We start from the raw sequence: 14810 nt of genomic DNA, 5'->3' as shown, positions 1-14810 counted from the left end.
AGCGGAGTTGGCCGGCGAGCAGCTGGCGGGCCATGACGATGCGCTGGATCTGGTTGGTACCTTCGTAGATCTGGGTGATCTTCGCGTCCCGCATGAGCCGTTCGGCGGGGAAGTCCTGGGTGTAGCCGTAGCCGCCGAGTAGCTGTACGGCGTCGGTGGTCACCTGCATGGCGGTGTCCGACGCCAGACACTTGGCGGCGGCGCCGAAGAACGTGAGGTCGGCGTCCTCCCGCTCGGACTTGGCGGCGGCGACATACACCATCTGGCGCGCGGCCTCCAGCGCCATGGCCATGTCGGCAAGCATGAACTGGATCCCCTGGAAGTCCGCGATGCGCTTGCCGAACTGCTTGCGCTCCTTGACGTAGTCCAGGGCGAGGTCGAGCGCGCCCTGGGCGATGCCGATGGCTTGTGCACCGATGGTCACCCGAGTGTGGTCGAGAGTACGCAGTGCCAGCCGGAGGCCGTGACCGAGCTCCCCGATGAGACGGTCCTCGGGAATGCGACAGTCGTCGAAGAGCAGCTCGCGGGTCGGAGAGCCCTTAATGCCCAGCTTCTTCTCCGGGCTGCCGACGGAGAAGCCCGGGTCGGAGCTCTCCACGATGAAAGCGCTGATGTTGGCGCCGCGTCGGCCGTCGGGGTCGGTGACGGCGAGCACGGTGTAGTACTCGGAGATCCCCGCGTTGGTGATCCAGGACTTCTGCCCGGAGAGCACCCAGTGGTCGCCGTCGCGGACGGCGCGGGTCTTCATCGCAGCGGTATCGGAGCCGGCCTCACGTTCGGAGAGGCCGTAGGAGAAGGCGGCCTCGCCGCGGGCCAGCGGTGGGAGGTATCGCTGTTTCAGGTCGTCGGTGCCGCCGAGGATGAGCGGGAGGCTGCCGAGCTTGTTCACGGCGGGGATCAGGGAGGAGGACGCGCAGACGCGGGCGACCTCCTCGATGACGATGCAGGTGGCGAGCGCGTCGGCGCCGACGCCGTCGTACTCGGCGGGGACGTGGGGCGCGTGGAAGTCGGAGGCCACCAGCGCGTCGTAGGCCTCCTGCGGGAACCGGCTGTGGGCGTCGACGTGGGTGGCGTACGGCGCGATCTTGTCGTAGGCCAGGGTGCGTACGGCGTCGCGCAGCTCGAGGTGCTCGTCGCTGAGTCGGTACAGGTCGAAGTCGGTGGCGGTCATGGGTTCCTCGCTCGCTAGGTCGCTTACCAGGGCGCTCAGTTACTTCAGTTACTAGGGCGCTCAGTAGGTGTAGAAGCCACGGCCGGTCTTGCGGCCCAGCAGGCCAGCGTCGACCATGCGGGCCAGCAGCGGCGGCGGCGCATAGAGGGGTTCCTTGAACTCCTCGTACAGCGACTCGGCCACCGCCTTGGTGGTGTCCAGCCCGATCAGGTCAGCCAGCGCCAGTGGTCCTTGCGGGTGGGCGGCACCACGGACCAGTCCCTGGTCGATGTCCTCGGCCGTGGCGAACCCGGACTCCAGCATCCGGATCGCCGAGAGCACGAACGGGATCAGCAGGGCGTTGACCACGAAGCCCGCCCGGTCCTGGCAGTCGATGGCGTGCTTGCCCAGATCGTCCTGCACGAACGCCCGCGCCCGCTCGGTCGTCTCCGGGTCGGTCAGCAGGCTCGGCACCAGCTCGACCAGGGACAGCACCGGGACCGGGTTGAAGAAGTGGATACCCAGGACGTGGGTGGGCCGTTCGGTGGCCACGGCGAGCTTCATGATCGGAATGGAGGAGGTGTTGGAGGCCAGCACCGCGTCCGGGTCCTTGACGACGTCGTCGAGTCGCTTGAACAGCGCGGACTTGGCGGTCTCGTTCTCGACGATCGCCTCCACCACGAGGCCGCGGTCGGCCAGGGCCTCGATGTCCTCGACGACCTGGATGCGTGCGAGCACCTCCGCGGCGCTGGCCACCTTGCCGCGGCTCTCCGCGCGGGACAGTGATGTCTCCAGACGCTGCCGTCCCGCGGCCACGGCGGGCGTGGTCATCTCCACGACGACCACGTCCTTGCCGGCGCGGGCGCAGACCTCGGCGATCCCGGCACCCATCAGGCCACAGCCGACGACACCGACCTTGTTGATGGCGTTCACCTGGCTCCTCCTCCACGGTGGTGGTACGCAGTATCATAGTTGTGGAACTACGTACCACCAAGTAATTTCGGTGCCGTGGAGCAGCAGCCGGCCCGCTTGGCCAAGGACAGGCTCGTCGCGGCGGCGTTCGAGCTTTTCGAGGAGCGTGGCTTCGAGGGCACGACGGTCGACGACATCGCGCAACGCGCGGGCGTCGGTCGGACGACGTTCTTCCGGATCTACCGGTCCAAGGAGGACGTGATCTTTCCCGAGCACGACGTGCTGCTCGGCCACATCGAAGCCCGGCTCGCGACCGCCGCTCCAGAGACCCGCGGGCTCGCTCTCGCGGAGGCCGCCCGCATCGTGCTGCAGCACTACCTCGCCGAGGGCGAGCTCGCCCGCGCCCGCTACCGCCTGACCAGCACCGTCCCTGTACTCCGCGCCCGCGAGGTGGCCGGCATCCGGCAGTATCAGCGCCTGTTCGCCAGGTTCCTGCGCGACTGGATGGGCAACGAGCCCGACGGCGCCCTGCGTGCCGAGCTGGTGTCCGCGGCCATCGTCACCGCCCACAACCATGTGCTCCGACGCTGGCTCCGAGGCGAGACCACCTCCCCCGGCGAGGAGTGCAACCGTGCGATGGAGGTGGCGCTCGAGCATCTCGAAACACCTGCCGAAGCCGGGACAGCCGTCGTCGTATTCCGCACCTCCGCCGGCGTGGACGCCGTGGTCACCCGGTTGCGTCGGGCACTTGACGAGGAACAGCGGCGCCCCTTGAGCTAGCGAGGGTGTCTGAAAAGGATGCCGGCGGACCTACTTCGCGGTACTGGTCACGGAAGGGGACGGCCGGACCGCGCCGGGGAACGGTGGCGATCGACCGAAGGGCAGGATGGGCACACGGTCCGGGGCGGACACCGCCCGCCCCGGCCGCTCTGTTCGTTGCCCCGCTCGGTCCGTTACCCTGCTACCCCATCCGAAGCTGGAGATCGTCTTGTCCCACCCCGAGGAAGCGGTGATTCTCATCGTCCCGGCGTCCCGGCGGCTGCCATGACCGGACGCGAACCCTTCCGTGGCGCGGTCCTCGATGCGGTGCTGGAACGGATCACCTATGCCAACGAGGAGACCGGCTACACGGTCGCGCGGGTCGACACCGGGCGCGGCGGCGACCTGGTGACCGTCGTCGGGGCGTTGCTCGGCGCGCAGCCGGGGGAGTCGCTACGGATGCGGGGGCGATGGGGCTCGCACCCGCAGTACGGCCGCCAGTTCCAGGTCGAGGATTACACGACCGTGCTGCCGGCGACCGTCCAGGGCGTGCAGCGCTATCTCGGCTCGGGCCTCATCAAGGGCATCGGTCCGCGCCTGGCCGAACGCATCGTCGAGCATTTCGGGGTCGCGGCGCTGGACGTCATCGAAAAGGAGCCGGAACGGCTCATCGAGGTGCCGAAGCTCGGCCCGAAGCGTACCAGGGCGATCGCCGAGGCGTGGGAGGAACAGAAGGCCATCAAGGAGGTGATGGTCTTTCTTCAGGGGGTGGGTGTGTCCACCTCGCTGGCGGTGCGGATCTACAAACAGTACGGGGACGCGTCGATCGGTGTGGTGCGCAATGAGCCCTACCGGCTGGCCACGGACGTCTGGGGCATCGGGTTCCGCACCGCGGACACCATCGCGAAGGCGGTGGGGATTCCGCATGACAGTCCGCAGCGGATCAAGGCTGGCCTGCTGTTCACGCTGTCCGAGGCCACCGACGGCGGTGGCCACTGCTTTCTGCCCGAACCCCGGCTCATCAGCGACGCCGTGCAGATTCTCCAGGTCGACACCGGCGACGTCATCGAGTGCCTGGGGGAGCTGGTCGCCGAGGACGGGGTCGTCCGGGAGGAGGTTCCGAGCGAGGATCCGGCGACGCCGACGGCCGCGATCTACCTGGTGCCCTTCCACCGGGCCGAGATCTCCGTCGCCGGCCAGTTGCGCCGCCTGCTGAACACCGGCGCGGACCGGTTGGCCGCCTTCGCCTCGGTGGACTGGGACCGGGCGTTGGGCTGGCTGCGGGAGCGGACCGGGGTCGAGCTCGCGCCGGCACAGCGCGATGCGGTGCAGCTTGCCCTGACGTCCAAGGTCGCCGTGCTGACGGGGGGACCGGGCTGCGGCAAGAGTTTCACCGTCCGCTCCATCGTGACGCTCGCGCTGGCCCGGCAGGCGAAGGTGATCCTCGCCGCGCCGACCGGCCGGGCCGCGAAGCGGCTGACCGAGCTGACCGGGCACGAGGCATCGACGGTGCACCGGCTGCTGGAGCTGCGGCCGGGCGGTGACGCCGCCTTCGACCGGGACCGCCCGCTCGACGCCGACCTGATCGTCGTCGACGAGGCGTCGATGGTCGACCTGCTGCTGGCGAACAAGCTTGCCAAGGCGGTTCCGCCCGGCGCGCATCTGCTGCTGGTCGGCGACGTCGACCAGCTGCCGTCGGTCGGTGCCGGCCAGGTGCTGCGCGACCTGCTCGCCGAGGGGACGCCGATCCCGCATGTCCGGCTCACCCAGGTCTTCCGAGCAGCGACCGAGTCCGGGGTGGTGACCAACGCGCACCGCATCAACCGCGGCGACTATCCGCTGGTCCGGGGACTGCCCGACTTCTTCCTGTTCGCCGCCGAGGAGGCGGAGGAGGCGGCGAAGACCACCGCGGAGGTGGTCGCCCGGCGGATCCCGGCGAAGTTCGGGTTCGATCCGCGCCGGGACGTGCAGGTGCTGACCCCGATGCACCGCGGCCCGGCGGGGGCCGGCGCGCTGAACACCCTGCTGCAGGAGGCCCTGACGCCGTCCCGCCCGAACGTGGCCGAGCGGCGCTTTGGCAGCCGGACGTTCCGGGTCGGCGACAAGGTCACGCAGGTGCGCAACAACTACGACAAGGGCGCGAGCGGGGTCTTCAACGGCACTCTCGGCGTGGTCACCGCGCTGGATGTGGAAAACCAGACGCTCACCATCCGGACCGACGAGGACGAGGACATCGACTACGACTTCGGGGAGCTCGACGAGCTGACCCACGCCTACGCGGTGACGATCCACCGCTCCCAGGGCAGTGAGTACCCCGCGGTCGTCATCCCGCTCACCACCAGCGCCTGGATGATGCTGCAACGCAACCTGCTCTACACGGCCGTCACCCGGGCGAAGAAGCTGGTTGTGCTGGTGGGGTCCCGCCGGGCGATCGGCCAGGCGGTGCGGGCCGCCGGTCACGGCCAGCGGCACACCGCGCTTGACCACCGGCTGCGTAGCGGGTGAACGGTAAGCACCGCTATGAACCAGGTCACATCTGCCGCTGACGTTAGATGGAGACGCTACCTTCGTGCGGTGACGACTTCCGACACCGCCGCCGGCATCCTGCCGCTCGGGGCCGACGAGGTCCTGGCCCGGCCCGGTCCGGACAACTACAAGTGGATCGCGCTGTCGAACGCGACCATCGGCATCCTGATGGTGACGATCAACAGTTCGATTCTTCTCATCGCCCTTCCGGACATCTTCCGGGGAATCGAGATAGACCCGCTCGCACCGGAGAACACCTCGTACTTCCTCTGGATCCTGATGGGATTCTTGCTGGTCACCTCGGTGCTCGTGGTGAGTCTGGGGCGGGTCGGCGACATGTTCGGCCGGGTGCGGATGTATAACCTCGGCTTCGCGATCTTCACGCTTTTCTCGATCCTGCTCGCCGTCACCTGGATGCATGGCACGGCAGTCGCCTGGTGGATCAGCATCATGCGGGTGCTGCAGGGCGTGGGCGGTGCCTTCCTCTTCGCCAACTCCAGCGCGATCATCACTGACACCTTCCCGGAGAACGAACGCGGGCTCGCCCTGGGGGTCAACGGCGTCGCGGCGATCGTCGGATCATTTCTGGGGCTGTTGATCGGAGGTTTGCTGGCGCCGGTCGAATGGCATCTGGTCTTTCTTGTCTCGGTGCCGTTCGGCATCTTCGGGACGACCTGGGCCTACCTGAAGCTGCGCGACAACGGGGCGCGCACCCAGGCCCGGATCGACTGGGCCGGCAACATCACGTTCGCGGTCGGCCTCATCGCGATCCTGACCGGCATCGTCTACGGGCTGCAGCCCTATGGCGGTCACACGATGGGCTGGACCAAGCCGTTCGTGCTGAGCTGCCTGTTTGGCGGTCTCGCGGTGCTGATCGGCTTCGTCGTCATCGAGCTGCGCTCCGCCGACCCGATGTTCCGCCTGGACCTGTTCCGGAGCCGGACCTTCACCATGGGCAGCATCGCGGCCCTGCTCGGCGCGCTCGCCCGTGGTGGTCTGCAGTTCATATTGATCATCTGGCTGCAGGGGATCTGGTTGCCGCTGCATGGCTACAGCTTCGAGAAGACCCCGCTGTGGGCCGGCATCTACCTGATTCCGGTGACCGTCGGATTCCTGGTGGCGGGGCCGCTGGCCGGCCGGTTCGCCGACCGCTACGGTGCGCGTCCGTTCGCCACCCTGGGGCTGGTGATCACGGCGGTGGCGTTCCTGCTGTTCGACGCCATTCCCATCGACTTCGACTATCCGTGGTTCGCGTTGATCATGTTGCTGATGGGTCTGTCCATGGGCCTGTTCGCGGGGCCGAACACCAGCAGCGTGATGAACACCCTGCCGCCCAACCAGCGCGGTGCCGGTGCCGGCATGCTCAACACGTTCCAGAACTCGGCCAGCGTGCTGTCCATCGGTGTCTTCTTCACCATCATCGCGCTCGGGCTGGCCGCCAGCCTTCCGGACGCCATGTACTCCGGGCTTGTCGGGCAGGGCGTCTCCCCGGCGAAGGCGCACGAGCTGGCGAACCTGCCGCCGATCGGCAGCCTGTTCGCCGTATTCCTCGGGTACAACCCCACCGAGCGACTGCTCGGCCCGGACACCCTGTCGCAGCTCGACCCGGCGAAGGCCGACTTCCTCACCGGGCACACCTTCTTCCCGAACATCATCTCCGGGCCGTTCGGTGACGGTTTGTGCTTCGCCTTCGCCGCCGTCGTCTGCCTGGTCGCCGCGGGCTTCTCCTGGCTGCGCGGGAAGGACCGGCCGCACGTGCGCCGTCCACTGCTCGAAGAGACGGCCGAGGGGCTGGCCGGCGCGGGCGACATCGCGGCGATGGAGGACGGTGCCGGGAGTGCTCTTCCGAGCAGCCCCCTGGTCGCCGAGCGATAGGCCGCGAGACATGCCGAGCGCGGGACAGGCTGAGCGCGAGAAAGGCCCCGACGTCGATGATCAGAGCCGCCGATGGCGTCATGCGGGCCGATGGCGTCATGCGGGACAATCGCCTGGTGCGGGACGGCGACGCAGCCAAGAGCGCGGCCAAGGATGCGGTCAGGGACGCGGCCAAGGACGCGGCTCGTGACCTGCGCGGGATCGGTCAGGCCGCGCAGGAGCTGGGCGTCTCGGTGCGGGCCCTGCGGTACTACCAGGAGGTGGGGCTGTTCACCCCGTCTGGGCGCACCCTGGGCGGGAACCGGCTGTACGCGGATTCCGACCTCGCCCGGGTGCGGCGCATCCGCGAGCTGCAGACGCTGCTCGGCTTCAACCTGGACGAGATCCGCACGATCCTCGCCTACGAGGATCGTGCGGATCTCGTCCAGGTCCGGCAGGAGTACCACGCGGCGTCCGACAACGCGGACCGCATCCGGCTGCTGACCGAGGGCACGTCGGCCTACCGGAGGCTCCGTGTCGAGATCGACGAGAAAATCAGCCGGCTGGTGGCCTTCCGTGACGAGATCGACGAACGGATTGAGCGGGCGGACCGGCTGGCCAAGGGGGTCGCCGACAGTTCCCAGTGATCACCCGATCGTCGGTTGGGCCGGCGTGCCGGGTCGGTCCGGGAACCTCGACCGCCAGGAGCGCCACATCGTCGTTCAGTGTCGATCGCGTCCAGTCCCGGACCCGGTCGGCGAGATCGGTCAGCGCCTCGTCGAGTGACGCGTGGGCGAACGCGGCCTCGACCGCGGGTAGTAGGGGGAAGAAGGCACTGGTCGTGGGGGCGCGTGCCTCGGTGATGCCGTCGGTATAGAGCAGCAGGCGATCCCCCGCCCGCAGCGCGGCGTCCGTCACGTTGCTCCCGTCCGTGATCAGCCCGAGCGGTGGCAGCCTGGACGAGACGGTGAGCAGATCCGCCTGCCCGGCACGAACGAGAACGGGATCGGGATGTCCCGCGTTCGCCAGCGTCAGACGGCTGCCGTCGACCTGTCCGACGACCGCGGTGACGAAGTCGTCCAGGCCGCTGACATCGGCGACCTCCGCGTCGAGGTTCGCCAGCAGATCGCGCAGGTCGCCCGTGTGTCGACTCATCAGCCGGAAGCAGCTGAGCACCCGGCTCGCGATCCGCACGGCATCGAGCCCCTTGCCCCGTACGTCACCAATGAGCAGGCGGGTTCCCCACGGGCTGTCGACGACCTCGTACAGATCCCCACCGATCATGGCCTCCACGGTGGCACTCTCGTAGCGGACGGCGAACCGCAGCCCGCCGGACGACGACGGGACGGGACTGAGGATCGTCTGCTGCGCCACCTCGGCCACCCGAGTGACGTTCTGCAGCTTCGTCTCGCGTCGGATGTTGTACCGGCTGACCAGGACGGCCATCACTCCGCCGGCCGTGACCCCGACCAACCGGACCACCTGGGCCGTCGGGCCACCGCCGCTCCGGCCGAACAGGTCATTGTGCAGACTCAGCAGGATGCCCGCCAGGATCGCCGCCACCCCGTAGCCGGCGGTCAGCCGGGGGCCGGCGAACGTGGCCGCGAGCATGGGGCTCAGAATCGCGAGTCCGAGCATGTTCCATTCTGGGTTGCTCAGGTGCAGTCCGACCACCAGGGCGAGTATGAGCAACGGGGCGATCGGGGCGAACCAGCGCAGCACCCTCAGCACCGCAGCACCCTCAGCACCCCCGGGAGATCCGCCCGGGGATCTCGCCTTGGCTAGGCCGCATGGTTGTCTGTCTACCCGCGAGCGGTCCGGACCGAACCCGCCGAAGCCCTGCTTCCAGGGGTCCTCACCAGCCAGCGCGGTCGGTTCTCCCGCCGATCAGGTCGGTGCCTCCTCATACACTGGCCCACATGACCACGCCTGGTATCCGTCTTGATCTGCCGACGACGTACGCGCCGTCGTCGGTAGAGTCCGGGCTGTACCGGCGCTGGATCGAGCAGGGTGTCTTCACTCCCACCGGCGCGCCCGGGCGTCCGCCATACTGCATCGTCATCCCGCCGCCCAATGTCACCGGTTCGCTGCACATGGGCCACGCCTTCCAGCACACGCTCATGGACGCGCTGACCCGGCGGCGGCGGATGCAGGGCTACGACGTGCTGTGGCTGCCCGGCACGGACCACGCCGGCATCGCGACCCAGAACGTCGTCGAGCGGGCGCTGGCGCGGGAGGGCAGGAGCCGGCACGATCTCGGGCGCGAGGCGTTCGTCGAGCGCGTGTGGGCGTGGAAGGAGTCCTACGGCGGCACCATCGGCGAGCAGATGCGCCGCCTCGGGGCCGGCGTCGACTGGACCCGCGAGCGGTTCACGATGGACGAGGGCCTGTGCCGGGCCGTGCGCACCATGTTCGCCCGCCTGTACCACGACGGGCTCATCTACCGGGTAGAACGGATCATCAACTGGTGCCCCCGTTGCCTGACCGCCCTGTCGGACATCGAGGTCGACGCGTTCGAGGAGGAGGGCGAGCTCGTCTCGATCTCCTACGGCCCGGTGACGGTGGCGACCACCCGGGTGGAGACGATGCTCGGTGACACGGCGGTGGCCGTGCACCCGGGCGACGAGCGGTACGCGCATCTCGTCGGCACCGAGATCGAGCTTCCGCTGACGGGCCGGCGGATCCCGATCATCGCCGACGAGCACGTCGATCCCGCCTTCGGTACCGGCGCGGTGAAGGTCACCCCCGCCCATGATCCGAACGATTTCGAGATCGGCCGGCGGCACGGCCTGCCGAGCCTGACTGTGATGGACGAGCGCGGCATCATCATCGCCCACGGCCCCTTCCAGGGGCTCGACCGGTTCGAGGCGCGCAGCACGATCACCGCGGCACTGCGGGCGGAGGGGCGCATCGTTGCGGAGCGGCGGCCCTACCTCCACGCCGTTCCGCACTGTGACCGGTGCCAGACGGTCGTCGAACCCCGGCTGTCCCTGCAGTGGTTCGTCGCGGTCGCCACGCTGGCCCGCGCCGCCGGGGACATGGTCCGTGACGGTCGGACCACGATCAGCCCGCCGGAGCTCGCCGGGCGGTTCTTCGGCTGGGTCGACGACATGCATGACTGGTGCATCAGCCGCCAGCTGTGGTGGGGCCATCGCATCCCGGTCTGGTACTGCTCGGACGGGCACGTCACCGTGCCGCCCGCCGGGGACAAGATGCTCGATCCCGACCGTTGCGGAACCTGCGGCGCCACCGGCATTCGCCAGGACGTCGACGTGCTCGACACCTGGTTCTCGTCCGGGCTGTGGCCGTTCTCCACGCTGGGCTGGCCGCAGGACACGGCGGATCTGCGCCGTTTCTATCCCACCGCCGTCCTGCTCACCGGATACGACATCATTTTCTTCTGGGTCGCCCGGATGATGATGCTCGCCTCCTACACGATGCCCGACGTGCCCTTCCGGACAGTGGCGCTGACCGGGCTCATCCGGGACGTGCACGGCAAGAAAATGAGCAAGAGCTGGGGAAACGCGATCGACCCGCTGGCGCTCATCGATTCCCACGGCGCGGATGCGCTGCGTTTCACCCTGGCCCGGGGAGCCAATCCCGGGGCCGACGTCCCGCTGTCCGAGGAGGCGGTGGACGCCAGCCGCAACTTCGTCAACAAGCTCTGGAACGCCACCCGTTTCGCGCTGATGAACGGCGCCGACCCGACCGCGGACCCGTTCGCCGGCGGGCCGCTGTCCGCCGCGGACCGGTGGATTCTCTCCCGGCTGCGGGCTGTGGTGGCCGACGTCGACACTTACTACGAACAGTTCGAGTTCGCCAGGGCCTGCGAGACGCTCTTCCATTTCGCCCGGGACGAGCTCTTCGACTGGTACCTCGAACTGGCCAAGATCCCGCTGCGGGCGGGTGGCCCGGCGGCGGACCCGGCCCGGGCCGTGCTGGGCCGCTGCTTCGACGTCCTGCTGCGCTTACTGCATCCGGTCATCCCGTTCGTGACCGAAAAACTGTGGACGGCATTGACCGGGGGGACGACGGTGGTGACCGCGCCTTGGCCGGTCTCGATCGCCGGCCGCGCAGATCCGGCCGCCGAGGCCGAGATCGACCGGCTCCGGCGGGTCGTGACGGGGCTGCGGCAGTTCCGGGCGAACCAGCGGCTGCGCCCCGGCCGGCGGGTGGCCGCGGTCATGGTCAGTCCAGGTGGCCGGGTCGGTCCAGGTGACCGGGTCGGTCCGGGTGGCCCGGCCGGCGCTGGGGGTCTGGCCGGGTGGCGGGAGGAGATCGGGGCGCTGTGCTCCCTCGACCTCACGGTCGCCGACCGACTACCGGGGGACTGGCCCGCCGTCGCCCTGGAATCGGTCAGCGTGGCCCTGGACCTGTCCGGCGCGCTTGACACGGCGGCCGAACGGGCGCGGCTGAGCAAGCTGCTGGCCGAGGCCGGCAGGGAGAAGGAGCAGGTCGCCGCGAAGCTCGCCAACCCGAACTTCACCGGCCGCGCGCCGGTCGCCGTGGTCGAAAAGACCCGCCAGCGGCTGCTCGACGCCGAGACCTCGATTGCGCGCCTCGCCGAGCAGCTCGCGGCGCTGTGAACCCGTTCAGCGGGGTGCCATCCGAATGGCACCGTCGAGGCGGATGGTCTCGCCGTTGAGCATGGGGTTCGCGATGATCTGGGTTGCGAGCAGGCCGTACTCGTCGGGGGAGCCCAGGCGCGAGGGGTGCGGGACCTGCTGGCCGAGGGAGACGCGAGCCGGCTCCGGCAGCGAGGCGAGCAGCGGGGTGTCGAACAGGCCAGGGGCGATGGTCACCACGCGGATCTTCAGACTGGCGAGGTCGCGGGCGATCGGCAGCGTCATGCCGACGATGCCGCCCTTGGACGCCGAGTAGGCGGCCTGCCCGATCTGGCCCTCGAACGCCGCCACGGACGCGGTGTTGATGATGACGCCACGCTCGCCGTCGATCTCCTCGGTCCTGCTGATCCGCTCGGCTGCGAGCCGGATGACGTTGAATGAGCCGATCAGGTTGACCTTGACGACCCGCTCGAAGATGGTCAGCGGGAACGGCCCTTCCTTGCTCAGTGTCTTGGCGGCGTTGCTGATGCCGGCGCAGTTGACGGCGATGCGCAGCGGGCCCAGCTCGGCCGCCACGTCCAGAGCTGCCGTCACGTCCTGCTCGGAGGTGACGTCGCCGGGGCTGAATCGCACCGAGCTGCCGAACTTCTCCGTGACCGCCGCGCCGTTCGAGGACGGGAGGTCGAGGAGGACCACGCTGGCACCAGCGTCGACAAGCCGGGTGGCGGTGGCAAGGCCGAGGCCGGAAGCCCCGCCGGTCACCACGGCGACTGAATCCGTGATCTGCACGTGAGTTCCTCTCCGGGAGGGACGCCGGCCGGAGGCTCGGCCTTGGCTGTGCGGGGTGGAGCTGGGGGAGCGACCTGGCTGACCCCCGACCGCGGCCAGAGGAGGCGGCCATCCGTGCACACCCCGGAAGACGTGCACATCCCGGAAGAGTAGTGCAAGCCACGCGGGCGGACCGCGGTCCCGTGGGCCGGTGGGACTCTACCGGCGGGACCAGGAGAATCAGTAGGTGCAGGTGGGTGCGCCCGGCGAGGGCGCACCCACCTGCGCTCCCGGCGCCGCTGGTCCGGCCGCCGCTGGTCCGGCCGCTGGTGCCGCCGGCGCGGGCGCGGTCCCACTGGCCGTCACACTCGGCGTCACCACCGCGGTGAAGCCGGAGCCCAGGACGAGCTGGACACCGGTGATGCTCGCATCGGCGAGCAGGACCGAGCCGGGCACTGCCGCGGCGACAGTGTTCGCCTTGGCCTCCTGCCCGGGGGCGTAGACCACCCGGGAGGTCTCGTGGGTGAGGACCGAGGCGTTGCCGGCGTTGCGGGCGTGGAAGCCCTTGGCGGTCAGCTGCTCGGTGACCTTGGACGCGAGTCCGGCCCGCGACGAGCCGTTGTAGACGGCGACCCGGACCTGGGAGGGCGCGGCGGCGGCGCCGGGAGCGAGCGCCGGACCGGTCCCCCTGCTCCCGGCGTCGGTGGTAGAACTCGCGCCCTCGACCTTGCCACCCATCGGCGCGACGATGCGCTGCAGGTCGTCCGGCCGGTAGAACTGCACGGAGGCCGGGACTCCGTGCAGGCGGATGTTGCCGTTGTCGTCGAGCGCCCCCTCGGCACGGGTCGGCGCGTGGACGGGCACGGTCTGCATCTGGAGGCCCCCGGTGGCCAGCCCGCGGACTCGGGTCCCGAGGCTGCGCAGGTCGGCGATGCTGGTGTGGTCGTCGAGGGTGAGCGCGCTCGCCGCCGCCGACATCAGCTTCTCGGTCTTGACCGGGTTCGTCAGGGTGTCGCCTGTCATGATCTTGCGGAACATCGCACCGATGAACTGCTGCTGCCGGCGGATGCGGTCGAAGTCGCCGTCCGGCAGGCCGTGGCGTTGACGGACGAAGGCCAGGGCCTGGTCGCCGCCGAGCTGGATCGTCCCCGGCCCGCCGACGAATCCGCTCATCGGGTCGTTGGTGTTCGTGCTCACCCGCCACCGCCCGCGGTCGTCCTGGTAGCGGCTCGGTTCCGTGCCCGACGGCTTGATGCAGACCTGGACACCGCCGATGGCGTCGGTGATTGCCCTGAAGCCCGCCAGGTCCATCGAGAGGTAGTGGTCGACCTGCAGGCCGGTCAGGCTCTGCACCGTCCGCACCAACAGCGACGGGCCGCCCACGGAGATCGCGGCGTTGAACTTATCGTGCCAGGCCTTGTGGTGTTTGCCGGCGTCGTCGGTGTACTCGGGGATCAGCACGTACATGTCACGGGGGAACGAGACCATCGTGGTGGTCCCGTCCTTCGCCAGGTGCGCGAGGATCGTCGTGTCGGAGCGATGGCCCGGCGCGTTCCCGTATTTACCGTCAGTACCGGCCCGGCTGTCGGTCCCGACCAGCAGGTAGTTCGCGCTCCCCACTCCGCCGGAGTCGCCGCTCGAACCGAGGCCGAGATCGATCCGGTTGACCTTGCCGTCGACATAGAAGTACGCGGCCCAGCCTCCCACCGTGGCCACGAACACGATGCAGGACACGAAGGCCAGGAACACCAGCAACCCGCGACGCCTCGCCGACCGCCCGCCGCGTGCCGACCCGGATCCCGACCGGCCGGACCTCGATCCCCGCGGGTCGAGCCGGGGCGGAAGCACCCGCACGTGGTCGGCGGAGTCGTTCTGCAGGTGCGGTGCGGTCACTTCCCGCCTCTCCTCGAGCGGTCCGGCGAGCAGGGTCCGGCCTAGCACGGAAAGTAACACGAATGGTTTCATGCTCCCGGATGAGGGGTTCAGCCGGGTTTGGCCATATCCGGGCGGTGGGCTCCGCCGGCTCCACTGGCTCCGCCGGCGGCGGACGACGATCACATAGTCCGGTCGGGTCCCGCCATCGCCGCCTGGATATTTTCGGCGGCCGCGTCGAGCAGGCGGTGTGCCAGCTCCGACAACGCGCGCGCGGCGGCCACCTCGTCCCCGATCTCGGGAACGTCGGGCTCCCCGGGGTGCAGCCGGGCCTGTCCCGTCCCGTGTAGATCGTCGCGGGCGGCTGCCGTGCAGGGCCGCGTCCGCCTGGGTACGGCCGTCCT

11 protein-coding genes are annotated in these 14810 nt (G+C 69.4%); 5 read left to right on the top strand and 6 right to left on the bottom strand.

Translation table 11 applies throughout. The features are described 5' to 3' along the window. Both AC08OU_RS05410 and AC08OU_RS05405 read right to left on the bottom strand, forming a co-directional pair. Positions 1-1171, bottom strand: a 1171-nt coding sequence (locus AC08OU_RS05410) for an acyl-CoA dehydrogenase family protein (RefSeq protein WP_476604436.1), incomplete at its 3' end; no start/stop codon positions are given. A 60-nt stretch (positions 1172-1231) separates the two neighbouring features. Continuing rightward, a complete protein-coding gene (locus tag AC08OU_RS05405; protein WP_476598639.1) occupies positions 1232-2083 on the bottom strand; it encodes a 3-hydroxybutyryl-CoA dehydrogenase in 852 nt (283 codons plus the stop codon). A 75-nt stretch (positions 2084-2158) separates the two neighbouring features. On the opposite strand from AC08OU_RS05405, the gene AC08OU_RS05400 reads away from it, so the two are divergent. The 4 genes from AC08OU_RS05400 to AC08OU_RS05385 all read left to right on the top strand — a co-directional run bounded on the left by AC08OU_RS05400 (position 2159) and on the right by AC08OU_RS05385 (position 7848). Next, a complete protein-coding gene (locus AC08OU_RS05400) occupies positions 2159-2842 on the top strand; it encodes a TetR family transcriptional regulator (RefSeq protein WP_476604435.1) in 684 nt (227 codons plus the stop codon). A gap of 264 nt (positions 2843-3106) precedes the next feature. Then, complete coding sequence (gene recD2, locus AC08OU_RS05395) at positions 3107-5326, top strand: SF1B family DNA helicase RecD2 (RefSeq protein WP_476598643.1); 2220 nt, start codon at positions 3107-3109, stop codon at positions 5324-5326. Between the two features lie 69 nt (positions 5327-5395). Beyond that, on the top strand, positions 5396-7222 hold the full coding sequence (locus tag AC08OU_RS05390; RefSeq protein ID WP_476598645.1) for an MFS transporter: 1827 nt from the start codon (positions 5396-5398) through the stop codon (positions 7220-7222). A gap of 80 nt (positions 7223-7302) precedes the next feature. Beyond that, a complete protein-coding gene (locus AC08OU_RS05385) occupies positions 7303-7848 on the top strand; it encodes a MerR family transcriptional regulator (RefSeq protein WP_476604434.1) in 546 nt (181 codons plus the stop codon). Here AC08OU_RS05385 and AC08OU_RS05380 read toward each other — a convergent pair. Continuing rightward, on the bottom strand, positions 7757-8932 hold the full coding sequence (locus AC08OU_RS05380; protein WP_476598649.1) for a PP2C family protein-serine/threonine phosphatase: 1176 nt from the start codon (positions 8930-8932) through the stop codon (positions 7757-7759). The genes AC08OU_RS05385 and AC08OU_RS05380 overlap by 92 nt on opposite strands. Before the next feature lie 188 nt (positions 8933-9120). On the opposite strand from AC08OU_RS05380, the gene AC08OU_RS05375 reads away from it, so the two are divergent. Then, positions 9121-11787 carry a valine--tRNA ligase gene (locus AC08OU_RS05375; protein WP_476598651.1) on the top strand — a complete coding sequence of 889 codons (2667 nt, stop codon included), beginning with the start codon at positions 9121-9123 and terminating at the stop codon, positions 11785-11787. A 6-nt stretch (positions 11788-11793) separates the two neighbouring features. Here the strand turns inward: AC08OU_RS05375 and AC08OU_RS05370 are convergent, their stop codons facing one another. The 3 genes from AC08OU_RS05370 to AC08OU_RS05360 form a co-directional block, all read right to left on the bottom strand. Continuing rightward, positions 11794-12555 (bottom strand): 3-hydroxyacyl-CoA dehydrogenase, encoded by a 762-nt coding sequence (locus AC08OU_RS05370; RefSeq protein ID WP_462186767.1) that lies wholly within the window; start codon positions 12553-12555, stop codon positions 11794-11796. A 219-nt stretch (positions 12556-12774) separates the two neighbouring features. Then, complete coding sequence (locus AC08OU_RS05365; protein WP_476604433.1) at positions 12775-14427, bottom strand: LCP family protein; 1653 nt, start codon at positions 14425-14427, stop codon at positions 12775-12777. Between the two features lie 161 nt (positions 14428-14588). After that, positions 14589-14732: a dsRBD fold-containing protein gene (locus AC08OU_RS05360; protein WP_462186778.1), complete on the bottom strand. Its 144-nt coding sequence runs from the start codon at positions 14730-14732 to the stop codon at positions 14589-14591. Positions 14733-14810 lie beyond the last annotated feature (78 nt).

The organism is Frankia sp. CcMO1 (assembly GCF_977945845.1).
This window is presented reverse-complemented; position numbering and strand designations above follow the sequence as displayed.

Coding starts and splice junctions, on each gene's coding strand:
- recD2 (WP_476598643.1), top strand. CDS start 3,107: ATGACCGGACGCGAACCCTTCCGTGGCGCGGTCCTCGATGCGGTGCTG.
- AC08OU_RS05385 (WP_476604434.1), top strand. CDS start 7,303: ATGCGGGCCGATGGCGTCATGCGGGACAATCGCCTGGTGCGGGACGGC.
- AC08OU_RS05375 (WP_476598651.1), top strand. CDS start 9,121: ATGACCACGCCTGGTATCCGTCTTGATCTGCCGACGACGTACGCGCCG.